At 70.4% G+C, this 22,227-nt stretch carries 29 protein-coding genes; 6 read left to right on the forward strand and 23 right to left on the reverse strand.

The window, feature by feature from the left end:
• The first annotated feature begins 27 nt into the window (after nt 1-27).
• Nucleotides 28-456 carry an SRPBCC family protein gene (locus HZS55_RS16900; RefSeq protein WP_179908743.1) on the forward strand — a complete coding sequence of 143 codons (429 nt, stop codon included), beginning with the start codon at nt 28-30 and terminating at the stop codon, nt 454-456.
• A 33-nt stretch (nt 457-489) separates the two neighbouring features.
• On the opposite strand, the gene HZS55_RS16905 is transcribed toward HZS55_RS16900, so the two are convergent.
• From HZS55_RS16905 to HZS55_RS16945, 9 genes are all read right to left on the reverse strand, one after another.
• A complete protein-coding gene (locus tag HZS55_RS16905; RefSeq protein ID WP_179908744.1) occupies nt 490-729 on the reverse strand; it encodes an HVO_2901 family zinc finger protein in 240 nt (79 codons plus the stop codon).
• A gap of 234 nt (nt 730-963) precedes the next feature.
• Complete coding sequence (locus tag HZS55_RS16910) at nt 964-1,689, reverse strand: ribosome assembly factor SBDS (RefSeq protein WP_179908745.1); 726 nt, start codon at nt 1,687-1,689, stop codon at nt 964-966.
• 117 nt (nt 1,690-1,806) lie between these two features.
• Nucleotides 1,807-2,574: an archaeal proteasome endopeptidase complex subunit alpha gene (gene psmA, locus HZS55_RS16915; RefSeq protein WP_179908746.1), complete on the reverse strand. Its 768-nt coding sequence runs from the start codon at nt 2,572-2,574 to the stop codon at nt 1,807-1,809.
• Between the two features lie 2 nt (nt 2,575-2,576).
• Nucleotides 2,577-3,053 carry an Rpp14/Pop5 family protein gene (locus HZS55_RS16920; protein ID WP_179908747.1) on the reverse strand — a complete coding sequence of 159 codons (477 nt, stop codon included), beginning with the start codon at nt 3,051-3,053 and terminating at the stop codon, nt 2,577-2,579.
• Nucleotides 3,050-3,724 carry a methyltransferase domain-containing protein gene (locus HZS55_RS16925; RefSeq protein ID WP_179908748.1) on the reverse strand — a complete coding sequence of 225 codons (675 nt, stop codon included), beginning with the start codon at nt 3,722-3,724 and terminating at the stop codon, nt 3,050-3,052. Before HZS55_RS16925 ends, HZS55_RS16920 begins: the two co-directional genes overlap by 4 nt.
• Before the next feature lie 72 nt (nt 3,725-3,796).
• Nucleotides 3,797-4,519, reverse strand: coding sequence for an RNase P subunit p30 family protein (locus HZS55_RS16930; RefSeq protein WP_179908749.1), 723 nt, complete (start codon nt 4,517-4,519; stop codon nt 3,797-3,799).
• Nucleotides 4,520-4,535: 16 nt separating this feature from the next.
• Nucleotides 4,536-4,961, reverse strand: coding sequence for an RNA-binding protein (locus tag HZS55_RS16935; protein ID WP_179908750.1), 426 nt, complete (start codon nt 4,959-4,961; stop codon nt 4,536-4,538).
• A gap of 10 nt (nt 4,962-4,971) precedes the next feature.
• Nucleotides 4,972-5,154: a DUF1918 domain-containing protein gene (locus HZS55_RS16940; protein ID WP_179908751.1), complete on the reverse strand. Its 183-nt coding sequence runs from the start codon at nt 5,152-5,154 to the stop codon at nt 4,972-4,974.
• A gap of 44 nt (nt 5,155-5,198) precedes the next feature.
• Nucleotides 5,199-5,954, reverse strand: a complete 756-nt coding sequence (locus tag HZS55_RS16945; protein WP_179908752.1) for a DUF7504 family protein — start codon at nt 5,952-5,954, stop codon at nt 5,199-5,201.
• Between the two features lie 244 nt (nt 5,955-6,198).
• Here HZS55_RS16945 and HZS55_RS16950 point away from each other — a divergent pair, with 244 nt between their 5' ends.
• The gene (locus HZS55_RS16950; protein WP_179911911.1) at nt 6,199-6,762 is read left to right on the forward strand and encodes an NUDIX hydrolase; all 564 of its coding nucleotides are present in this window, start codon (nt 6,199-6,201) and stop codon (nt 6,760-6,762) included.
• 30 nt (nt 6,763-6,792) lie between these two features.
• Here the strand turns inward: HZS55_RS16950 and HZS55_RS16955 are convergent, their stop codons facing one another.
• The 4 genes from HZS55_RS16955 to pyrB form a co-directional block, all read right to left on the reverse strand.
• Nucleotides 6,793-7,620 carry a hypothetical protein gene (locus HZS55_RS16955; RefSeq protein WP_179908753.1) on the reverse strand — a complete coding sequence of 276 codons (828 nt, stop codon included), beginning with the start codon at nt 7,618-7,620 and terminating at the stop codon, nt 6,793-6,795.
• A 299-nt stretch (nt 7,621-7,919) separates the two neighbouring features.
• A complete protein-coding gene (locus tag HZS55_RS16960) occupies nt 7,920-8,762 on the reverse strand; it encodes a manganese catalase family protein (RefSeq protein WP_179908754.1) in 843 nt (280 codons plus the stop codon).
• Between the two features lie 104 nt (nt 8,763-8,866).
• Entirely contained in the window at nt 8,867-9,328 is a 462-nt protein-coding gene (gene pyrI / locus HZS55_RS16965) for an aspartate carbamoyltransferase regulatory subunit (protein ID WP_179908755.1), read from the reverse strand.
• The gene (gene pyrB / locus HZS55_RS16970; RefSeq protein WP_179908756.1) at nt 9,325-10,239 is read right to left on the reverse strand and encodes an aspartate carbamoyltransferase; all 915 of its coding nucleotides are present in this window, start codon (nt 10,237-10,239) and stop codon (nt 9,325-9,327) included. Before pyrB ends, pyrI begins: the two co-directional genes overlap by 4 nt.
• Nucleotides 10,240-10,332: 93 nt before the next feature.
• Between pyrB and HZS55_RS16975 the strand changes: the two genes are divergently transcribed.
• Together HZS55_RS16975 and HZS55_RS16980 are read left to right on the forward strand one after the other, a co-directional pair.
• The gene (locus HZS55_RS16975) at nt 10,333-10,980 is read left to right on the forward strand and encodes a MinD/ParA family ATP-binding protein (protein ID WP_179908757.1); all 648 of its coding nucleotides are present in this window, start codon (nt 10,333-10,335) and stop codon (nt 10,978-10,980) included.
• A gap of 28 nt (nt 10,981-11,008) precedes the next feature.
• Complete coding sequence (locus HZS55_RS16980; protein WP_179908758.1) at nt 11,009-11,638, forward strand: RAD55 family ATPase; 630 nt, start codon at nt 11,009-11,011, stop codon at nt 11,636-11,638.
• A gap of 46 nt (nt 11,639-11,684) precedes the next feature.
• On the opposite strand, the gene HZS55_RS16985 is transcribed toward HZS55_RS16980, so the two are convergent.
• Genes HZS55_RS16985 through HZS55_RS17000 form a run of 4 tightly spaced genes read right to left on the reverse strand, consistent with a single transcriptional unit; the run spans nt 11,685 to nt 15,172 of the window.
• Nucleotides 11,685-12,419, reverse strand: coding sequence for a DUF7519 family protein (locus HZS55_RS16985; protein WP_179908759.1), 735 nt, complete (start codon nt 12,417-12,419; stop codon nt 11,685-11,687).
• 1 nt (nt 12,420) lies between these two features.
• Nucleotides 12,421-13,869: a DUF58 domain-containing protein gene (locus HZS55_RS16990; protein WP_179908760.1), complete on the reverse strand. Its 1,449-nt coding sequence runs from the start codon at nt 13,867-13,869 to the stop codon at nt 12,421-12,423.
• Nucleotides 13,866-14,465: a DUF7269 family protein gene (locus HZS55_RS16995; RefSeq protein WP_179908761.1), complete on the reverse strand. Its 600-nt coding sequence runs from the start codon at nt 14,463-14,465 to the stop codon at nt 13,866-13,868. Before HZS55_RS16995 ends, HZS55_RS16990 begins: the two co-directional genes overlap by 4 nt.
• A complete protein-coding gene (locus HZS55_RS17000; protein WP_179908762.1) occupies nt 14,462-15,172 on the reverse strand; it encodes a DUF4129 domain-containing protein in 711 nt (236 codons plus the stop codon). Before HZS55_RS17000 ends, HZS55_RS16995 begins: the two co-directional genes overlap by 4 nt.
• Nucleotides 15,173-15,332: 160 nt before the next feature.
• Between HZS55_RS17000 and HZS55_RS17005 the strand changes: the two genes are divergently transcribed.
• Entirely contained in the window at nt 15,333-15,728 is a 396-nt protein-coding gene (locus HZS55_RS17005; RefSeq protein ID WP_179908763.1) for a hypothetical protein, read from the forward strand.
• Nucleotides 15,729-15,757: 29 nt separating this feature from the next.
• Here the strand turns inward: HZS55_RS17005 and HZS55_RS17010 are convergent, their stop codons facing one another.
• The 6 genes from HZS55_RS17010 to HZS55_RS17035 form a co-directional block, all read right to left on the reverse strand.
• The gene (locus tag HZS55_RS17010) at nt 15,758-16,720 is read right to left on the reverse strand and encodes an FKBP-type peptidyl-prolyl cis-trans isomerase (protein ID WP_179908764.1); all 963 of its coding nucleotides are present in this window, start codon (nt 16,718-16,720) and stop codon (nt 15,758-15,760) included.
• A 94-nt stretch (nt 16,721-16,814) separates the two neighbouring features.
• Nucleotides 16,815-17,387, reverse strand: coding sequence for a flavodoxin domain-containing protein (locus tag HZS55_RS17015; protein ID WP_179908765.1), 573 nt, complete (start codon nt 17,385-17,387; stop codon nt 16,815-16,817).
• 121 nt (nt 17,388-17,508) lie between these two features.
• Nucleotides 17,509-18,423 (reverse strand): SMP-30/gluconolactonase/LRE family protein, encoded by a 915-nt coding sequence (locus tag HZS55_RS17020; RefSeq protein WP_179908766.1) that lies wholly within the window; start codon nt 18,421-18,423, stop codon nt 17,509-17,511.
• A 1-nt stretch (nt 18,424) separates the two neighbouring features.
• Nucleotides 18,425-19,390 (reverse strand): mannonate dehydratase, encoded by a 966-nt coding sequence (locus tag HZS55_RS17025; protein ID WP_179908767.1) that lies wholly within the window; start codon nt 19,388-19,390, stop codon nt 18,425-18,427.
• A gap of 66 nt (nt 19,391-19,456) precedes the next feature.
• Entirely contained in the window at nt 19,457-20,362 is a 906-nt protein-coding gene (locus tag HZS55_RS17030; protein ID WP_179908768.1) for a CAP domain-containing protein, read from the reverse strand.
• A 181-nt stretch (nt 20,363-20,543) separates the two neighbouring features.
• Entirely contained in the window at nt 20,544-21,206 is a 663-nt protein-coding gene (locus tag HZS55_RS17035) for a helix-turn-helix domain-containing protein (protein ID WP_179908769.1), read from the reverse strand.
• Between the two features lie 165 nt (nt 21,207-21,371).
• Here HZS55_RS17035 and HZS55_RS17040 point away from each other — a divergent pair, with 165 nt between their 5' ends.
• Complete coding sequence (locus HZS55_RS17040; RefSeq protein WP_179908770.1) at nt 21,372-22,208, forward strand: sugar phosphate isomerase/epimerase family protein; 837 nt, start codon at nt 21,372-21,374, stop codon at nt 22,206-22,208.
• Nucleotides 22,209-22,227 lie beyond the last annotated feature (19 nt).

The following is a 22,227-nucleotide window of genomic DNA, read 5'->3' on the forward strand; positions in this document are numbered from 1 at the left end:
AAGTCCGAGCGGCTCCAACGGGCACACATGGCTTCGCTGCCGCGGATCGAGCGGACGCCGGACGGTCGGCGCCTCGTCGTAGACCGCGTCGTCGGCGCCGACGCCGACACCGTCTGGCGGACCCTGACCGACACGGAGCAGTGGCCCGAGTGGGGTCCGAGCGTCACCGCCGTCCGCTCGCGACACCGATACGTCGAACCCGGAGCGCGAGGTGAGGTGCAGGTCGCGGGCGGTCCGTGGATCCCCTTCGAGGTCGAGACCTGCGGGAACTACCGCTGGACGTGGCGCGTGGCGGAGATCCCGGCGACCGGCCACGCGGTCACGCCGCTGGGCGAGGACCGCTCGCGGGTCGCCTTCGAGATCCCGCTGCTCGCGGGCGGGTACGCCGTCGTCTGCCATCGAGCGCTCGACCGGATCGCGTCGATCGCCGAGAACGACGAGCTATCGACGGAATAGCACCGCTCGGTGAAAATCGGGGAGCCGCGGTCGTCAGACCGACTTCTCGATGCGTACGTCGCTGACGTTGTGGATGTCCTCGCCCATCCCCTCGCCGTCGCAGTCGTCGCTGGGGCATCGATAGTGCCAGCCGTCCTCCGTGGCCGTCCGCTCCGCGAACCGCTCGCCGCACTCGTCGCAGAAGAGATCCCCCTGCGAGCACGTGTCACGGTGGAGTTCGAGCTCGAGTTCCGTACTGAACGTGCGTTTGCAGTTACGGCAGACGTTGGTCATATTCGAAAGTTCGACATCGCCCCATATATCAACACCGGAACGTTCACGCCCCCGAGAACCGCTCACAGGAGGACCGTGACCGCCCGACGACGGTCAGTAATCTCACACAACCGCGGTGATCAACTCTCCAGAACCGCCGTGGTCCTGCGATCGTCGGAGCAGGTCGGCGAGCGGACCGACCGGTCCGTTCCGGCCGGCGGCGAGCGGCCGGGCGTCGATGTCGTGGCCCCGGGCCTACCGGGTGTCGATGTCGTCCTCGTCTTTGAGGATACGCGTCTCGGCCTCGCCGCTGGAGACCTCGTTGACGAGGTCGTAGAACTCGTTTTGCATCCCGGCGGGGAACTCGACGACGCCGACCCAGGAGCCGTCGGGCTGCCACTCCTCGCGTTCGAGGTCGCCGAACTCCCTCACTTGCGCCTGGCCGCTGCCGGCGTAGTCCGCGGGCAGCTGGGCGGCGACTTTCACGGTGTCGAAGCGGATGGGGATCACCGGCCGGAGCGCGTCCAGCGCGTCGTCGACCTGGTTCTCGACGGGCTCCATCGGATCGACCTTGAAGTCGGCCTGCTCCAGCGCGCTCTCGATGCGGTCGGGCGGGTGGGGCGCGTCGTCCATCTGGGGGTTGACCGCGTTGCGCGTGATGCGGTTGACCAGGTCCCGGTACTTGCGCTCCTGCATCTCCTTGCGCTGCTCGGCGGTGATCTGGATCTCGCCGCGTTCGACGACCTCGGGGATGATCGCTAGCGGGTCGGTCGTCCCGAACACCTCCTCGAGCGCGTTCTCCGGCGGGCGGTCCCCGCGGGAGGCGTTCTCGAAGACGTCCTCGGCGGCGATCACGTCCTCCAGTTCCCCGTCGAACTCGCCGCGCTTCATCGCGAGGGCGGCGTCGGGTTCGACGAGCACTTCGAAGCGCTCACCGTGGGACTCGAGACGCGCCGTCACGGCCTCGTCGAGCGATATCATACCCTGAGGTAACACCGTGTGGGTAAAAAGGTGTGTGGGCGCGGACCGCACGCCGGCGGCCGCCGACCCGTCTCGCGACGAGCCACCGAAAGCGACCGGGCGCCGCTCGGGGCGGCGTTACTCCTCGTCGCTCTCGTCTTCGTCGTCCTCTTCGACGGCGAGGAGGTCGAGCTCGTCGAGGTGGGACTCCTTCTCGGCGTCGCTCATCTCGGCGAACGCCTCGTCGTCGACGCTGATGGTGGCGATGCCGATGCCCTCGGGGGCGAGCTCGCCGTCGTTGACCGACGCGAGCGCCTCCAGGGCGAGGCCGACGCCGCCGTCGAGGTCCATCTCCTCGTCGTAGTTGTCCTCGAGGTACTCGCGGATGTCGCCGCGGTCGGCGCCGACGGCCAGGGCCTTCCACTCGTAGGGGGTGCCCGACGGGTCGGTCTCGTAGAGGCGGGGCTCGCCGTTGGCGATGCCGCCGATGATGAGCGCGACGCCGAACGGGCGGGCGCCGCCGACCTGGGTGTACTGCTGGATGTGGTCGGTGACCGACTTCGTGAGCGTCTCGACGCCGATGGGCTCGCCGTAGCGCAGCTGGTTGACCTGCGCCTGGCGGCGGGCGAAGTCGATGAGCTGGCGCGCGTCGGCGACGTGGCCGGCGCTGGCGATGCCGATGTGGTCGTCGGCCTTGTGGATCTTCTCGACGGACGAACGCTCCATCAGCGGCGAACGGATGCGCTTGTCCACCGCCAGCACGACTCCGTCAGCTGTTCGTACGCCGATACTCGCCGTGCCGCGCTTGACGGCTTCGCGGGCGTACTCGACCTGGTAGAGCCGGCCGTCCGGCGAGAAGATCGTGATCCCGCGGTCGTACGCCTGCTGTTGCGATTGTCCCTGCATATTTATAGATCGAGTTCGGTCGCCCCGACGAACGCGTCGTCGGCCCGCACGTCGATTCGGCCGTCGCGACCGACGGCACGCCGCTCGGCGTTCTCGAAGACGACGTTTCTCTGGTCAGAAGGTTCCGGTCGGCGTCGTATATACTTTTCTTCACAGGCACGCACCGTGCCGCTAACCCCCCGCACGCGGACGCCCACCTCCGCGCCGTCGACCCCGTCCAGACACGCCAGCACCGCCCGCGCGCGGTCGACCTCGCCCCGGCGCGCCCGCACGATGGCGTGGCCCGCGCCGTCGTCGAACGAGAAGCGAACCACCGACAGGTCCGCCTCCGCGCTCCCGGCGTCGCCGACCAGGTTCTGCGCCGCGAACCACAGCTCGCGCTGGAACGCCCGGCGGTCGACCTCCGCGTCGGGCCACGCCTCCAGCTCGACCGCGAGGTAGCGCCACCGCGGTCGCAGGTGTTTCGGGAGGTGTTTCACGAGCCGCCCTCCGCGTCGGCGGCGTCGGGCCCACCGACCGGTTCGGCCGGCTCCCCGACGGGAACCACGCGCTCGGCGACGAGGACGCCCACCTGGTCGTGGACTCGTTCGACCGCCGTCAGCGCGTAGCCCGCGGCGGTGAACGCGTCCGCGAGCGTCCCGACCGTCGCCGGGTCGTCGACCTCCGGGCTGTAGAAGGGGTCGTCGGGGTCGGGGCCGTCGAAGAACATCACGTCACCGAGCACGACTCGTCGCGGTTCGAGCCCGGCGATCGCGTCGAGCGTCTCGCGCTTCTCGGCGTCCGAGAGGTGGTGCATCGCGAAGTTCGTCGTCACCACGTCCACGTCGGCGTCGTCGGGGACGGCCGGCTCGCGGAACCGCCCCTCGCCGAACTCGACGTTCGAGAGTCCGCGGTCGGTCGCCTTCTCGCGGGCCTCCTCGAGCATCCCCTCGCTGATGTCCCGGCCGATCACGCGCTCGGCCTCCTCGGCCAGGGGGAGGGCGATGGCGCCCGTTCCGGTCCCCAGGTCGAGGACGGTGTCGCCGGGGCGGGGATCGGCGTGTTCGACGACCAGCGACGCGCAGGCGCGGTACTCGTCGCTCTCGTCGTCGTCGTAGTCGGCCGCCATCTCGTCGAAGCGGGCGGCGTGCTCGTCGAGCGAGCGTTTCATGGCACCGAGTTCGGCCCGGGGGGCAAAGAACGCCTCGCTCCCGGTCGGTAGCCCCGGCTCGCGCTCGGCGACCTACCGGTCGTCCACGTCGGCGCCGTCCTCGGCGGCGGCCTCGCGGTAGACGCCCGGCTCGACGAACGCGTCGCTCGCCAGCCGGCGGTTCCGGTCGACGAGCCGACCCCACTCGGCCAGCCCCGTCCGGATCTGGTCGGCGTCGAAGCCCAGCACCTCGCCGACGGCGACGAGTTCGCGGGGCGCCCGGAGCTGGAGGTGACTGCGCGGGTCGGCGCTGACGACGTAGGGCGCACCGGCGTCCTCGACGATCTCGCGGAGCTTCCGGAGACCGCGGATCGCCTGGACGCGCCGGCCGCCGTCGGCCCGGAGCACTCGCCGGAAGGAGAACTCGAAGCGGACGCCGTTCTCGGCGGCCGCGTTCGCCAGGACGTGGTTCACGTCGCCGTCGCCGGCCATCGGATGGGCGAGCACGTCGACGGCCGGCTGCTCGACGGCGAAGCGGTTGATCGCCGCCGACCCGCCGTGGACCGCCACGACCGTCTTCGACCGTCGGTGGTTGCCGACGAACCCGCTCGCTCGCGAGGGGTCTTCCGCCCGGATCTCGACGCCCTCGACGACTTCGACGTCGTACGTCTCGGCTATCTCCTCGGCGTCGAACTCGGCGAGGGCGTCGCCGTGGTTGCGGACGACGATCCCGTCGAAGCCGTACTCGGCGGCGGTCGTCGCCTGGCGGGCGACGGTCGCCTCGCCGTCGGGACGGGCGTGGACGGCTTCGTACATCGCGGTCACGCCACCGTCAGAGCGCCTCGAAGACCTCGCGGGCGTTCTCGACGGCCGCGGGCTTGTCGGCGGGGTAGGCCTCGACCTTCGAGCGGAAGGTGATGCCGTCGCCGCGCTCGATCTCGCCCCGGAACGCCGCCTGCTTGTCCAGCGTCAGGTAGAAGGCGCAGTTGTCGTCGACCCGCTCGTCGAGTTCGGAGACGACGGCGTCGACGTCGTCGAGTTCGCCCAGTCTGTCGAGGACGTGACGGATCTCATCGGCGCGCTCGACGCGCGCCGAGAGGACGACGATGCGGTCGCCGTGGTGCCCCTCCGAGGCCGCGCGTTCGATCTCGAAGTCCTCGGGGAGGAACGCGCGCAGCGCCGACTCGACGCGCTCCTCGTCCTCGGTGACGTAGCAGAACGCTCGCAGGTCGACGTAGTGCAGCGGGACGGAGGCCATCGACCGGGAGTTACTCCTCGGCGGCTTCGAGCTGGTCCTCGGAGACGCCGGCTTCCTGCCCGTCCTCGAAGGAGACGGTGTAGTTCTCGTCGCCGAACATCGTCTCGACGACCTGCGTGACCGTGCCCGCTTCGCCGTCGTACTCGCTGTGCTCGTCGCGGAGGATGACGCTGTCGTCCTCTTCGAATGCCATGGGCGGCGGTACTCGACGGCCCGTCAAAAAGGGATTGATCCGTCTCACTCGGTCCCGCTCGCCGCTCCGCTGGGGACCCCCGGATCGCCGCCGTCGGTGACGACGGCGCGACCCGTCGAATCGGCCGACGACTCCGAGGCGTCGGTCGGTGCGGCGGCCGTCGTGTCGCCGGCCCGCCGCTCGGTTCCGACCACGGCGTCGAACAGCGTCCGGAGCGTCGCCAGGGTCGCCCCGTCGTGTGCGCCCGGGTCGACCGAGACGTACGCGGTCGCGCCGGCCGAGCGGACCCGCGCGACCAGCGCGTGCAGGAACCGAAACGCGCGTTCGAGGTCGGCGTACTGCAGCAGCGTCGACAGCGAGTCGAGACAGACGACGGGTTGCTCGTCGGCGTCGCGGGCGCGCAGCCACTCGCCGACGGCGATGGCGACGCCGGTGAGGTCGGTCGGGTCCGAGACGTTGCGGACCGGGAGGCGGTCGCAGCTCCGGTCCGCGTCCGCCACGGGACCGACGGCGGCGACCGCGGCCGAGTCGACCCGGTCGCATCGCGTCCGAAGCGCCGTCGTCCACGCTTGTACGTCGTGGCGATACAACACTCCGAGGACGCTCCGCGCGCTCTCGCCGTTCAGCGCGCGGTCGAGCTGGCCCGCCGCGTCCGCGCGGAACGCCGGTTCGCACACCAGTGCGACCGAACCGGTCCCGACCTCGTCGGCGTCGCCGGTCCCGTCCTCGCCCGCGTCGGAGCCGTCACCGCGCTCGCTCGATCGCACACCCTCGTTCGCCCGCCTGACACCCTCGGTCATCGATATCTGGTCTCTCGACGCGATTCATAAATACCCGTCAGACGCCCGGCAGACACACGCTGGCGCCGGCTCGGGACGTACGGAAGCGGCTCCTAACGGCAGCGAACTGGCCCGGAGGTCGAAAACTTATGGCGGAGACTCGCGAACGTGAGGCCATGACCGAGCGAACGCGCGCTGACCGGCGGTGGCGTTTGCCGGGGGGACCGCGCCCGTCGAGCAGACCGCATCCGCCGACACCGGTTCGATGACCGCCGTCGACAACCTCTGGTACCTCGCCACCGAGGCCCGCCAGGAGGCCGAACAGGTGTACCACCGGTTCGCCGACGAGTACGACGACTTCGTCGAGTTCCGGACCGCCCGGACGGTCTCGCGCGACCGCTTCCGGACCGTCGCCGAACGCATCGAAGCGCAGGGCCTCCCCTACGGCGCCCACACGCTCGCCTATCGGCCCTCCGGCGAACTCCTGCTCGTCGAGCAGGCCGCCATCGACACCTGGGTGCTCCCCGGCGGCGAGGTCGAACCCGACGAGTCCGTCCGCGAGGGGGCACGACGCGAACTCGGCGAGGAGGCCGGGATCGACGTGACCTACGACGGCCTGGGCGTCCTCGGCGAGGTCCGCTTCCACAGCGACGGCCACGAGACCTGGGGCGTCCTCCCCATCTTCGAGGGCCAAGCGGAGTCGACCGATCTGGCGGTGTGTGACCCCGACGGCGAGATCACCGACGCTCGCTGGTTCGACGAACTGCCCGAGAACACCCGGGACCGGTCGGTCCTGCGGGAGTGGCGCCGCGACCGCTTCGGCGAGTGAGTGACCGCCCTGTCGCGTTGCCGGTCTCCGCTATTCGGGCCCGAACTGCTCGCCTTCGCGGGCGTCGGCCTCTAGCCGCCGGATCGTGGCCCGGGCGTTGCTGGCGTCGTAGCCGAACAGCACCGACTCGGCGTACTCGTCGGCGACCTCCGTCGCGTGGACGAGGTCGTCGATGTCGACCTCGACCGCGTAGAGTTCGATCGAGAAGGGGGAATCGAGCTCGTCGACGAACCCCTTGGCGAGGATCTCCAGCCAGTAGGTCGTCGAGTAGGCCATGTCGTACAGCGGGACGACGAACTCGTCGACGTACTCCGCCAGCGCGTCCACCTCCAGCCCCGCCCGGTCGTAGATGTGTCCCGGATAGGGGTCGGGGTAGAGCGTGAGATACAGGTCGCCCGGCACCCGCTCGCGGGCCTCGGCGACGAACTCGGTGATGACGCTCGCGCGCCAGGCGCGCCAGTCGTCGAACTCGCTGTCGTCGAAGGCGGCCTCACAGCGGTCGCAGTGGCAGTACTCCTCGCGGGGAAAGCCCACGTCGTCGAGGCGCACGTCCTCGTTCGCGTCGGCGGCGTCCTCGATTATCTCAAGCAGCCCCTCGCGGTAGCGCTCGTGGGTGGGGCAGACGTAGGCCCAGTCGAAGTAGGGCCGATCACGGGTGGCGGGCTCGCCCTCGGCGCTCTCGGGGACCAGGTCGGGGTTGTCGGCGGCGGCCTTGTTGTCCCCGAAACAGGAGACCATGTTGACGCCGTTGTCGACGGGTTCGGCCGCGCGCCCGGTCACGTCCTTGACCTCGTAGAAGGCGCGGTCGAACTCCGCCCACTCCAGTTCGGGCTCGTTGCGCGTGACGACGCCGTACATACCCGTGGATTGGGGGCGGGCGGTGTAAGTCGTTCGAAAAGGCGGTCGGAGAGCGATGCCTCGCCGGCGCTGGTGCGCCTGAGATCCCCCTTACTCGGCGAGCGCCGTCTTGTAGACGACGGCGACCGCGACCAGGGCGACCAGCACGACCAGTGATTTCTTCGACATCGCTCGTACGTTCGTGGCAACCGGTTAAAGTGTTTCTGGTGCGAAACGACCGAGCGACCGATCGGATCGCGGGCGACCGCTCGTTCGCCGGGCGACCGCTCGGTCGGCGACGGACGCGCCGTCGACCGCGCTCAGTCGTCGTCGCTCGCCACCTCGTTGTGCGTGTCGGGGTCGGCCGCGGAGATGTCCCGCATCGCGCCCTCCATGTCGCCCTCCCAGACGAACGAGAAGTCCTCCGTCCCGTCGACGGACGGGCCCTGCGTCCACGGGGCCTCGTACTCCTCGCCGTCGCGGGTGGTCGACATAAAGGAGTAGTCGAACTCGTCGGGCATCTCCTCTTCGGGGAAGGTGTTGGGGATGGGGAGGTGGTCGAAGGGGTCCTCGGGGTCGCCCAGCGTGTGCAGCGCCTTCAGCCACTGGTTCTGGTGCATCGCGTCGCGAGCGACCAGGTACGACAGCATGTCCTTCATCCCCGGGTCGTCGGTCATCTCCCAGAGCCGCGCCGCCAGCAGGCGACCGGTCGACTCGGCCATGACGTTGGCGTACATGTCCGCCGCGAGGTTGCCGCTGGCGACCACGTAGCTGGCGTCGAAGGGGTTGCCGTTCGCGTCGATCGGCATCGCGTTCATGCCCGCCGAGAGGTACTGCCGTGGCAGCATTCCGGACATCGCCGCGTTGACGGCCCCGTCCGAACTCATCTCTTCGCGCAACTCCGTGGGAGCGCCCTCGAGGTTCTTCGCGACGGCCGTCGCGAGCATCTCGATGTGGCCGATCTCCTCGACGGCAGTCTCCATGAGGAGCTTGCGGTACTCGGCGTGTTCGTCCGGGACGCCGAACGCCTGGAACATGTACTGCAGGCAGACGCGCATCTCGCCTTCGACGCCGCCGATGGCCTCCTGCAGCATCTTCGCGAACGCCGGGTCGGGTTCCTCTACTTCGACCGGGTACTGGAGTTTGTCGTCGTGGTAGAACACTGGAAGCCCTCCACCGGCCACTCGAAGGGTCTGTCAATAGGCGACTCCCTTTCGCCCGCAAGCCGCCGAAACCGCGCTCAGATGCCGCCTAGCAGCGAAAGCGATCAGGCCACGTCGATCTGCTCGGGGATGGAGTCGCGGACGATGGTGTCGCAGTAGGTGCAGCGGATGCCGTCGTCGAGCACGTCGAAGCGGGACTCGACGGGCTCGTCCTCGGTCGTGATGCAGTGGCGGTTCGGACAGGAGAGGACGCCGACGACTTCCGAGGGGCGCTCGACGCGGTGTTTCTTCACCACGTCGAAGTCCTGGACGATGTTGATCGTCGCGGCGGGGGCGATCAGCGACAGCACGTCCACCTCGTCCTGACTCAGCTCGCGGCCCTCGACCTTGACGATGTCCTTGCTGCCGAGGCGGTCGCTGGGGACGCGCATGCCGACGCTGACGGTCTCGCCGCTGTCGGCGTCGATGCCGAGGATGGCCAGCACGTTCAGCGCCTGGCCGGCGGTGATGTGGTCGACGACGGTGCCGTTGCGGATCTTGGAGACGCGGAGTTCGCGGTCGCTCATTCGTCACCTCCGAGGACGAGGTCCAGCAGCGCCATCCTGACGGGGACGCCGTTGTGGGCCTGCTGGAAGTAGTGGGCGTAGTCGGTGTCGTCGATCTCGTGGGCGATCTCGTCGACGCGCGGGAGCGGGTGCATGACCGTCAGGTCGTCGCGGGCCGCATCCAGCGTCTCGGTGTCGATCTGGTACTCGCCGGCGATCGCCCGGTACTCGCTCTCGTCGGGGAACCGCTCGGCCTGGATCCGGGTGACGTACAGCACGTCCAGCTCCGGCAGCACCGGGTCCAGCTCCGTGTGCTCGCGGATCGACGCGCCCTCCTCGTGGAGGTCGTAGCGGACGCTCCGGGGGAGCTTGAGGCTCTCCGGGCTGATGAAGTGCTGGTCGGCGTCGAAGTTCGTCAGCGCGTGGGCCAGCGAGTGGACCGTCCGCCCGTACTTCAGGTCGCCCATGATCCCGATCGTCAGGTCGTCGAAGCCCGCCGACTCGCGGATCGTGTACAGATCCAGCAGGGTCTGGGTGGGGTGTTGGCCCGCGCCGTCGCCGGCGTTGATCAGCGGCACGTCGACGAACTCGCTGGCCATCTGTGCCGACCCCTCGCTGGGGTGGCGAAGGACGAGCGCGTCGGCGTAGCCCTCGACCACCCGGACCGTGTCGGCGAGGCTCTCGCCCTTCTTGACGCTGGAGGACTCGACGGTGCCCATGTCCACGACGTCGCCGCCCAGCCGCTTTATCGCCGCGGTGAAGCTCATCTTCGTCCGCGTGCTCGGTTCGAAGAAACAGAGCCCGAGCAGGGCGTTCTCGTGGCGGTCGGCGAACGACTCCGGGTCGGCGGCCACCTCCGCCGCCCGGTCGAGCACCGCCTCGATGTCCGCCCGCGAGAGTTGTTTCGCACTGATAATGTGGTCGTGACGCATCGAGTAGAGTCGCGCCCTCGATTGTCTTGAAACTCCCGACACGGGGTCACCCGCGCCGAAGGTTCAAGTACGAGAGCCCGACCACGCCGACCCATGCTCGCGATCGCCGGCGGCAAGGGTGGCTGCGGGAAGACGACCACGGCGCTGGGGCTGGCGGCCGCGCTCGCGCGGGACGGCGGCCGACCGCTCGTCGTCGACGCCGACTGCGACATGCCGAACCTGCACACGATGGCCGATACGGACCGCTCGCCGGGCGTCGACGCCGTCGCCGACGGCGACTCGATCGCCGCGGTGACCCACCGGAGCACCGTCGTTCCCGGCGTCGACGTGCTCCCGTCCGGGAACGCCTCCGGACCGCTCGACCGGACGGCGCTCCGCCGGCTCGGGCGCGCTCGTCAGCGGGTGATCCTCGACTGCCCGGCGGGCGCGACGGACGCGGCTGCCGCGCCGCTGCGTCACGCCGACGCGGCGCTGGTCGTCTCGACCGGCGAGCCGGCGAGCCTCGACGACGCCGCCAAGACCGCGCGGATGGCCGAGACGCTGGACGCCCGAGTCGCGGGGAGCGTCCTCACCCGGACCGACGACCCGCCGTCGGCCGTCTCGGCTTCGGCGGACCTCGCTCGCGCGGTCGAGCCGGTACTGGCGACGGTTCCGGAGATCGCGGGTGACGTGCTGGGCGACCGGGTCGGACGCACGTCGTACGATCGGCTCGCAACGGCGCTCGTGAGGCGGAATGTTTAATCTGGTGGGATCGTAATGACTCGATAGCATGGTCAACCGGCTGAACACGGGCATCGATGTCCTCGATCGGAAGCTCGGGGGTGGAATCCCGGAGGGGAGCATCGTCGCTCTCAGCGCCCAGCCGGCCAGCCAGGCGGAGCTGTTCCTCTACGAACTCACCGCGACCCGCGGCACGCTGTACCTCTCGCTCGACCGCACCGCCCAGTCGGTCACGGCAAGCATCGAGCAGTCGCCCACCGACACCGGCGACCCCACGGTCCGCCACATCTCGGGCGAGGCGCCGCTGGACAACGCGAGCAAGCTCGTCAGCGCGCTCCCCGAGACCTCGAATCTCATCGTCGACCCGCTCGACGTGCTCGAGGCACAGGAGCCGCCGTCGCGGTACCGCTCCTTCATGAACGACCTGCAGAACCACATCGTCAACACGGGCAGCCTCGCCATCGTCCACTGCCTCGACGGGCGCAGCGTGCCGCCGCTGCGCGACACCACCGAACACTTCGCGGACGTGATCTTCGAGCTGAAGACCACGACCGACTCCGACGAGGTCGAGAACCGCCTCGCGATCCCCAAGTTCCGCGGCGGCCGCGCTCCGACCGACATCATCAAGCTCGACCTCGTCGAGCAGGTCTCGATCGACACGAGCCGGGACATTGCCTAGCCGTCTCGGGTCTGCTCTTTCTCCGGCAGTTCGCACGTCGAGGATTTCAGCGCTTCAGGTCCGCGCCGTCACCGGACGGAACGTGCCCGAGCGCGAGCGCCGCGAGCAGGACGACGACGGCGACGAACAGGGAGACGACGGAGACGAGCGGCACCGACGAGGGGCCGACGCCGTACAGGCCGGTCGCGGCGACGACGGCGACGACTCCGACTGCGAGGGACCCGACGAGGTGCGCCGCCGACGCTCCGACGGTCGCCCCCGCGCGGCCCACGTCGGCGCCGAGGCCGACCGCGTGGTCGGCGGCGTCCCACGCCAGGATCGTCGCGGCGAGGGCGACGAGCAGCGAGATCCGGCCGGTCGCGGCCAGGAACCCCCGTACGACCACGGCGGCGACCGAGAGCGCGGTCGCGAGGGCGACCAGTCGGCCGGCCCACGAGCGACGCAGCGGGACGAGGCCGACGGCGAGCACGCCCGGTCCGAGCGTCCCGAGGACGAGCGCCGCCTTCGTGACTAAACCGGCGGGGTAGACGACCGCGAGCCCGACCGCGACGAGGACGGTCACGAGTCCGACCGACAGCGCGAGCGGGGCGACCAGCCGACGGCCGCGGAATCGCAGATAGCCGCCGGCGAGGAGACACCCGGTTCCGACCGCGTCGACGGCCACGACGGCGAACTCAGACGGGTCGGTCGCGAGCAGTGCCGCCGCGCTCAGTGCGGCGACCACCGCGACCGCACTACCCGGGAACGCCGGGCCTCTATCGGGCGAGCGGTCGACACCCATCTCAGCGGTCACCTCCGCCGGCCCGAGACCACCGCACGGGGTCGCCGGGTCGCCAGTCGCCGACCGGGACGCCCGTGGACCGCAACGCCTCGATCCGGTTGCGGCGCTCGACGCCGACGACCTCGGCCCCCAGCGATCCGTCGCCCGTCACGTCCGGGCTGAGCGTCGCGACGCCCCGTCCCCGTTCGGCGGCGCGGCGCGCGACGTCGACGCCGAACTCGTCGAGCAGCGGCGTCACCAGCACGAACTCTACGGCGCCGCCGGTCCGTTCCAGCACCTCGTCGACCTGCCCCCGGAACTCGTCGGCCGAACCCGACGGGACCGCCGGTCCGCCGGCGCCGTCGGTCGCTGCAGCGGGGTCCGCAGCCGCGTTCCCACCGTCGGACGCGGCGCTCGGGCCGTCGGTCGAGTCGGTCAGCAGCGTCGTGATTCGTTCGCGGTGGTGGCGACCGCCGCCGGGGCCGACCAGTTCGAACCGGGGGCCGAGGCGGGCGACGCCGACCCGGGCCCCGCGGTCGAGCAGCGTCGTCGCGAGGGCGGCCGCCGCGGCCCCGCCGGCGGTCACGGCGTCCGCGTCGCCGTCACCGGCTCGGCGGACCGACCGCGGCCGCGCATCGAGACAGACGACGACCGACCGCCGGCGGTCCGGTCGGTACTCGACGGTCGTCAGGTCGCCGGTGCGGGCGTAGCGCCGCCAGTCGATCCGGTCGGCGGGGTCGCCCGGTCGATACTCCCGAGTGCGGTCGAACTCGACGCCCGACCCGCTCGCGTCGACGACCGTCCGTCCCGTCGCCCGCGCCGTCCGCCGGGGCGGCGGGACCCCTTCGACCGGGACCGAACACTCCAGGGTCGACACGGCTTCGGTATCGTCCGTCTCACCGTCTCCGTCGGCTTCGCCGGTCTCGTTCGCCTCGTCGGCGCGACCGGACCCGGTTCCGACCCCGAGCTCGGTCTCGACGCGGACGCCGCCGCTACGGTCGTAGCAGGTCACCGTCGCCGGTTCGAACCGATGGGTTCCGAGTTCGGCCTCGACGACGTAGCGGACGGTCGCGGACTCGCCAGGCCCGAGCGCGACGGCGCGGCGGGGCGTCCCGCCCCTGACCGCCAGCCTCGGCGGGACGCCGTCGACGAACCGAACGTCCGGCAGGGTCCGCGACCCCGTGTTCGTCAGCGTCGCTGTGACGGTCACCGCGTCGCCGTACGCGGGCGAGGCGTCGTCGACGGCCCGCGTGAGCGCGAGGGTGGCCGTCGGCCCGGCCGTCACGAGCGGATAGGCCGTGTAGGCGAGACCGACGACGGCCGCGAGGAGCAGCGCCGGGCGTCCGAAGTAGACTCCGGCCGACCCGACCACGAGCGCGACCGCCACGGCGGTCAGCCACCGTCCAGTCCGTTCGCCCCCGGAGAGCCCGTCGCCGGAGTCGTTCGAGGTCCCGTCGCCGCCGTCGGTCACGGCTCGTCCCTCCCATCGGCCGCGACGACGGCGCGAGCGGCCCGGCGCGCCTGGTACCGGGACGCGAGCCGCGTCGAGATCCGCCGCCGTAGGCGGACGCGACGCGGTTCGATCGAGTCGCCGAGGAACGCGGCGGCCGCGTCGTCGTCGGTCCAGTCGCCGTTCTCGACGAGGCGCTCGGCTCGCTCCCGAGAGACCGACCGCCGACGCGCGACCGTCCGAACCGCGGTCTCCCGGAGCCGGTCGCGCAGCCGCTGGCGCGCCGCTTCCGTGCGGTGACCCGACGGGAACACGCCCCCGAGCGCCTCGTCGAAGTCGGCGCCGGTCCGGGGGACGGTTGTCGCGGACTCCGGCGTCTCCGCCGACACGGTCGACGAGCGGCCGAGCAGCCATTGGTGGTTCACGACGAGCGCGAGCGCGCAAACGGCCACCGTCGCGAACCCCGCGACCACGGCCGAATCACCCCACGGGGGGCGCACCCACTCGGACGGAACGACGCCCGCGGTCACCGCCCAGTCGAGGGCGAGTGCGAACGCGAGCGCCACGGCGCCGACGGCGGTCGTCGCTCGCCGGATCCGGGTTCTCCACCCCGTCATCCGGCCTCGTCCCCCTCGTCGTCGGCCAGCGCCCGCCGGGCCCGACGGACGGCGGTCCGCCGGGGTTCGGCGGGCGGCTCCCCACCGTACCTGCTCGCTCGGAACGCCTCCGTGAGGGTCTCGACCGCCTCGGGGTCCAGCCCCGATTCGACCGCGGTTCGGCTGACCTCCGCGGGCGTGCGAGCGGCCGGGTCGGCGATGTCTGCGCGCTCGACGAGATCGACCCAGGCCCGTGCGACCGTCTCGTCGGGGTCACCCCGCGGCCACGCCGCCGGGGTGCGACCTCCGTCGTCGCCGGCCGACGGACCGCCCGTTCGCCGACGACGGGCCAGGCTACCGAGACCGCCGCCCCGCCGAGAGACGAGGGTCGCCAGGGTCAGGACCGTGACCGCGCCGACCAGCGCGAGTCGGTGCCGGTAGACCGCGCCCACCGCGGCGAGCAGCGCCCGGAACGTGGACCCGCCACCGATCCCGCCGCCGGTCATCTCGAAGGGGATCCCGAACACCGAGAGCAACGCCTCGACGAGTGCGAACAGCAGCGCGAACAGGGACGTCCCGCCGGCGGTCGAGCCTCCCGGGTCGGGCGCGACCGGCGTCGAGAGCGACCCGTCGAGCGCCGTCGCCGCGCTCGCGAGCGCGACCGCACAGAGCGCGGCGGCTGTCGCTGCGAGCGCGCGCTTCCGGCCGGTCGGTCCTCGGTGCTGCATGTACTGGAGGGAGTTGGGGTTCGAGACGGAGTTCTCCGGGGACGAGCGGTCGAGTGGCGTCGTGAGTGTGCTGTCGACGGGCAGTCTGATAAACGTCGGGTCCGACGGCGCGGCGGGTCCGGCCCACAGATTGAAACCGCTCTGTCACGTTGGGCCGGCTATGGCCGACGAACGATACCAGCCGCTCCTCCAGTTGGTTCACAGCAGAGCCGGCGACGCCTTCCGCGGGGCGGTCCGGTACGACGCCGACGGCTGGGACGCGCTGTATCTCCGCGACGACGTAGCGACCGAGGACCTGAAAAACGCGCTTCCGACCATCACGGACCGGGCGCGCGCCAACGAGTCGATCGTCCCTCCCGAGCAGTACGACCGGCTCGGCGAGCGGCAGGCGACCGTCGAACTGCACGACCGCGCCGCGGTCCTCCACTTCCGTGAGTCCGCGGACAGCGGTATCGTCGTCTCGCTCGACCGGGAGGTCGCCCAGGGGCTCGGACAGTTCGTCAACAGCTGTAACGCGGTGCTGGACGGGGGACAGCCGCGCGGCGCCGACGGCTGAGACCGGGGGAAAACGCGGCGTCGGCGCGCTTACTCCTCGGCGCCTTCGAGTTCGTCGACGATCTCCTCGGCGTCGATGTCCTCGTCTTCGAGCGCCTCTTCGAGTTCGGCGCCCTCCGCGCCGCCCATACCGCCCATCATGCCGCCCATGCCGCCCATCATGCCCATGCCGCCGCCGAGCTCCTCCTGGACGATGATGCGGTCGATGTCGAGCAGGTTCGTGAGCTGCTGGGCGATCTGCTGTTTGCCCATCATCCACTGCTGGTTCATCGTCAGCTGCGGCGTCGCCTCGATGTACAGCGTCTCCTTCTCGACCTCGACGGTCTCGTACTCGGGCTCGCTCTCCTCGTCCTCCTCGTCGTCATCGTCCTCGACGAGTTGCTCCTCCTCGACGGTGTCCGTCTCGAACCACACGTCGAGGTCCATGTCGAGGAACACGTCGAGCAGCGCGCTCGCGCGCTGTTCGCGGTCCTCGACCTCCGAGAGGACCTCCCAGTCGTACTCGATGTCCTCGCCGGCGAGCGGGTGGTTGAAGTCGACGCGGGCGCGGCCGCCGATGATCGTGTTGATGTGGCCGTGCTCGCCGTCGATGTCGACGTGCGCACCGGGGTAGCGGTCGTCCTCGGGGATGCGGTCGGCGCTGATGGTGCGGACCTCCTCGTCGTCGAACTCGCCGAACGCGTCGACGGCCGGGACGGTCACGGTACCGGTGTCGCCGACCTCGCTACCGACGATGTCCTCCTCGACGGCGTCGAAGACGTGGCCCTCGCCGAGGACGATCGTGCGGGGACCGAACTCCTGGTCCTCGCCGACGCCCTCCTCCTCGGCGACCTCGGGGTCGGTCGTGTCGACCAGGTCGCCGCCCTCGACCGTGCGGGCGGTGTAGTCCAGTTCGATGAAGTCGCCGTGCTGGAGTCCCTCGGCTTCGGCCTGTTCCTCGGTCTCCTCGGCTGCGTCCTGCGCTGTCTCCTCGGACTCGGACTCGTTGCTCATACCGACACGACTCGCGTTGCACTCTTAAGAACAACGTTTCGGGGCTATCGCACCGGAGCCGGGACGCCGCCGGGCGTGCGGGCGGGACCGGGCGTCACGCGACCTCGGACGGTCCGGTGGCGAGCCGTCCCTCGACGAAGGCGGCGAAGTCGTCGGTGAACGACTCGACCTCGGCCCAGTCGGTGTACTCGTAGTCACGCGAGGTATCGGTGTCGCCGGTCGCCTCGCGGGCGATCCGTTTCATCAGCAGCCGCTTGAGGAAGCCGTACTTCGAGTAGCGGAGCGCGCCGCCGAACCGGGCGATCCGGTCGGGGTGAAAGCCGGTGTCTTCGAGGAACTCCTCGACGTATCGGGCGGCCTCGGCGCGGCGTTCGGGGTCGTCGCCGACCGAGGACAGCGAGACCTGGAAGAACGCGGTCGGCAGCGCCGCGAGCGCGTCGGCGTTCGCGTCGACGAACGAGCGGATCGACGCCTGGTGTTTCCCGACGTGGATCGAGGATCCGACCACGACCGCGTCGAAGTCGGCCAGCGAGTAGTCGGTCTCCAGCGCGCCCGCGTCGACGGCCGTCGCGTCGTGGCTCCGGTTGCGCAGGCGCGCGGCGATCCGGTCGGCGATCTTCGCGGTCTGTCCCTCGCTCGATCCGTAGCAGACCAGAAACGAGCCCATGGCAACCCGACGCCGGGCGGAGTGAAAAACACCGCGTCGCTTCGCCCGGTAAGGCCGGATTTGTCGCAGGTAAGGTCCGCCGACGGTCGCGAGCGGGCGACCGAACCGGCGGTAGGCTCCCTCAGTACTCGACGCGTGACCGGAACTCGGGGACGCCTTCGACGCCGAGGTCGACTTCGAACAGCGCGCCCGCGCCGTCGCCCTCCTCCTCGCGGGTGCCGGCCGGGCCCTCGCCGGGGCCGAGCGCGGTCGTCACGTAGGCGGTCCCGTAGTCGGGGTCGCCGAAGGTGACCGCCGACACCTTCTTCGCCGGGAACTCGACCCGCGCCAGTTCCGTTCCGTCGGGGTCGTAGCGGGCGATCCGGCCGCCGTCCCAGAAGGCCGCCCAGACGCAGCCCTCCGCGTCGACGGTCATCCCGTCGGGATGGCCGTCCAGGTCGCTCGCGTCGAGGAACGGCTCCCGGTCGGAGAGCTCGCCCGTCGCCCGGTCGTAGCGGTACCGCGAGATCCGACCGGCCTCGGTCTCCGTGAAGTAGAGCTCCTGGCGGTCCGGGGTGAACCCGAGCCCGTTCGAGAGCTGGGCGTCTTCGACGGCGACCGACAGCGAGCCGTCGGTGTCGAGCCGGTAGAGCGTCCCGGGCTCGCCGTCCGGGGTCGGCATCGTCCCGCAGAACACGCGGCCCTCCGGATCGGCGATCACGTCGTTGAACCGCGATTCGCTCTCCCCGTCGATGGATTCGACGAGGGGGTCGCCGAGCCCCGATTCGGGGGACCACGGCTGGATCCGGCCCTCGTCGCAGAACAGGAGCAACTCGCCTGACTCCTGGATCGTGAACCCGCCGATGGCCCCCTCGGAATCGAGGACGCGCTCGTGGGACTCCTCGGCGGGGTCGTAGCGGTAGAGGTCGGCCGAGGGGATGTCGAGGAAGTAGACGACCGCCTCGTCGGGATGGTAGAGCGGCCCCTCGCCGGTGTGACAGCGCGTGTCGGCGACCCGTCGGGGGTCCGGCGCGTCGTCGGCGCCGTCGGTCGCCATCTCAGGCACCCCCCTCTGCGGATTCGAGCAGACCGCGCATGTAGCCGATCGCGAAGAGCCGTCCCTTGGTGTGATAGCCCGGGTTCGAGTTGTCCTCGCCGGCCATCGTCGGGACGTGGTCGGGACGCATCGGGCCGTCGAAGCCGACATCGACGAACGCGTCCATCGCGGCCTGCATGTCCGTCGGGCCGTCGTCGTGCCAGGTCTCGACGAAGCGGTCGGCGTCGCCCGCCACGTCGCGGAAGTGCGCGAAGTTGATCCTCTCGCCGAAGTGTCGGATCGTCTCGGGGATGTCGACGCCCATCGCGGCGAAGTTGCCCTGGCAGAACGTGACGCCGTTGTACTCGCTGTCGACGATGTCCAGCACGCGGTCGTAGTTCTCGACGCTGTTGGCGATCCGCGGGATCTCACCCACGGACTCGCGCGGCGGGTCGTCGGGGTGGAGCCCGAGCTTGACACCGGCCTCCTCGGCGACCGGGACGACCGCCTCCAGGAAGTACTCGATGGCCTCCCACACCTGCTCGCGAGTCACGTCCGCCGCGTCGGCCCCGGGGCCGGTCCGCATCTTCGCGTTGTCGTAGCCGGTGGTGTACGACCCGCCCCGGGACTGGAGGTGGGCCTCGGTGCGCGCCCAGCGGACGCCGGCCATCCAGTCGTAGCAGACGACGGGGATATCCAGGTCACCGCAGTCCCGGAGGAACTGTTTGAACTCCGTGATGTCCTCGTCGCGCCCCTCCAGGCCGAGTCGGATGCGGTCGCTGATGGGGACGCTGCCCTCCAGCACGCCGAACGCCAGGCCGGCGTCTTCGAGCCAGTTCTTCGTCCCCAGCAGGTCGTCGTACGACCAGTGTGTCTTGTCGTCGCCCACCTCCAGCGGGTGGACGACCGCCTGTTCGACGCCCATCTGCTTCGCGAGCTGCCAGCGTTCGTCGGGCTGGCGGGGTAAAACGAGCGATAGCTGGACCATACTCGCCGTTGGACGCCTCTCCGTTATCGGCGTTCCGGTCGCGGAAGGGGGCGCGGGAGGGGCAACCTACTCGTTTTTCTTGCCGCCCTCGCAGATGTTCCCGGTGGCCCACACCTCGTTGTCTTCGGTGAGCTCGATCCCGATCCCGAGGCGGTTAATCTCGGGGTAGTCGAGCACGTCACGGTAGACCGGGTTCGACTTCCACTCCTGGAAGATGTCGCGCGCGACCGCGGTCTCGTTTTCGTGGTAGACCGTCTCGCCACCCTCCTCGTAGTTGCGGCCGGCGTAGGTCTTGTGGAGCACCTCGAACTGGTAGGCGTCGTTCTCGGGGTCGACGATGTACTGGGCGTCCTGCTTCTTGAACTTGCAGCGGTCGGCGAGGCCGAACGCGCGGTACCGCTCGCCCGTCGAGAGGCCGTTCGACTCGTGGACAAGCTCCCCGTTCTCCGACATCGCGACGCTGTGGTTCGTCGCCATGCGGTTTATCTGCTTGACGAGGCTCCCGTTGGCGTTGGTGAACGGCTGGAGCCCCTTCCGGTCGCGCCAGTCGTTTATCATCCGGCGGAGCTCGAGTTCGATCTCCCGTTCCTCGAACTTGCGGGGCAGGATCGGCGTCCGCGTCGGGATCGCCGTGGGCGTCGGCGTGACCGTCGGGGTCCCCGTGGCGGTCGGCGTGGGCGCCGACGTGGGCGTCACCGTCGGGAACGCCGTCGCCGTCCCGTTGGTTCCGTTCGCAGCGGTCCCGTTCCCGGTTCCGTTCGCCGCGGTCCCGTCACCGGCGGTCGTCGCGGCCGGTGTCGGCGTCGCCGCGGACCCGCCGTCACTTCCGTCGTCTGCGTCGTCCTCGCCGTCGTCGGGGGTCGGCGTGTCGCCGCCGCCACCGCCGAGGACCATCGCACCCGCGATCCCCCCGATCACGAGCACGGCGACCACGGCGACGGCGCCACCGACGACCACCTTCCGATCGACCATACCGTTCGGTGCCCGAGTCGAGACTTAAATCTTCCCAATACACTACAGGAAGGTGATACGTCCGCGGTCACCGGGGCCGTTCGAGCAGGCGGTCGACCCGCGCCGCCGCCTCGTCGATAGCGGCCTCGTCGGTGGCGTGAGAGAGCCGGACGTCGTGAACCGCGCGACACTCGGACGACCCTCAAGCGCGCATCGCGGGCGTGCGCTCGTCGACCGGGTCCGTCTCGTCGACGAACTCCTTGACGATCTTCTCCTCGGCGCGGTGGAGCGTCTCGCTGCAGGTCGACTTGGCGATGTCGGACTCGTCGGCCAGCTCGGTGAGCGTACACTCGCGGGGCGTGTCGTAGTACCCCTCCTCGACCGCGGTCTGGACGAGCCGGAGCTGTTTGGGCGTGAGCAGCTGCTCGGTCTCCATCTCCTGGCGGACGGCCATGACCTCGAACTCGATGCCGAACTGCCGGAGCTGGTCGCCGAGCGCCGAGAGCCGGTCCCGGGGCGCCGTGACCTCCCACTCGACGCTCCCGTCGACGACGGAGAAGGGGAGTTCCAGCGGCGTCCCGGCGTTGCGCACCGGTAGCAGGAGGACCGGGTTCGAGGTCTCGAACTGCACCAGCGCCGTCTCCGCCGTCCGCTGGAGGAACTCCGTGTTCGTCACCGCCTCGTAGTCGTCCATCGCCAACACGACCTCCTCGACGGCGTCGGCGGTTATCTCCGCCAGCGCGACGCCGCCCTCGTCCTTCGGGAAGACCGTGAGGATCTCGAACTGTGCGTCCGGGTAGTCGCGCGACAACTCGCCGATCCACACCGAGTCCGGCACGGTGATCTCCAGATTGGCCCGCGGCATGTGTGACCCTTACGCGGCGCGAGGACTATCAGTGTTCGCGAACATATTCGGCTCGTTCCCCCGAGTCGGTCCGGTCGACCGAACGTCGTTCGGGGGCGCGCGGGACAACCGGCGGAGACTGCTCCCTCCGGCAGGGGTTTGCGGGGTCGTCCGGTACTCCGTCGTATGCGACTCGGAGGACCGGTCTTCGCCGACTACGAGACCCCGGAGGAGTGGATCGACGCGCTGGACGACCTCGGGTACGGGGCGGCCTACTGCCCCGTCGACCCGGGCGCCGACCCGGAAACCGTCCGCGCCTACCGCGAGGCGGCCGCCGACGCGGACGTGGTGATCGCCGAAGTCGGCGCCTGGGGGGTGAACCCGGTCGGTCCGGATCCCGACGAGCGCGCCGACGCCGTCGGTTCCTGCGCCCGTCACCTCGAACTCGCGGACGCGATAGGCGCGAACTGCGCCGTCAACGTCGCCGGCTCCCGCGGGGACTCGTGGGCCGGTCCCCACCCCGAGAACTTCGACGCCGACACCTTCGATCTGGTCGTCGAGTCTGTGCAGGCGATCGTCGACGCGGCCGACCCCGACGCGGCCAGCTACACCCTCGAAGCGATGCCGACGATGGTGCCCGACTCCGTCGAGAGCTACCGCCGCCTGCTCGACGCGGTCGACCGCGACGCGTTCGCCGTTCACTTCGACCCGGTCAACCTCGTCGCGTCGCCGCGCCGCTACGCCGACACCGCCGGCCTCGTCGAGGCGTTCGTCGACGAGTTCGACGACGCGATACAGTGCGTCCACCTCAAAGACGTGACGATGGGTGACGACCCGCTCGTCCACCTCTCGGAGGTGCCGCCGGGCGAGGGGGACCTCGACTACCCCTCCCTCCTCCGGGCGCTCGGCGACCTCGACGACGACCTGCCGATCATGCTGGAACACCTCGACGGTCCCGGGGAGTACGAACGGGCGGCCGACCACGTCCGGAGCGTCGCCGACGAGGTCGGTGCGACGGTCTGAACGACGGAGCCGCGACCGG

Origin of the sequence: Halosimplex rubrum (assembly GCF_013415885.1) — an archaeon.
Lineage (GTDB): Archaea > Halobacteriota > Halobacteria > Halobacteriales > Haloarculaceae > Halosimplex > Halosimplex rubrum.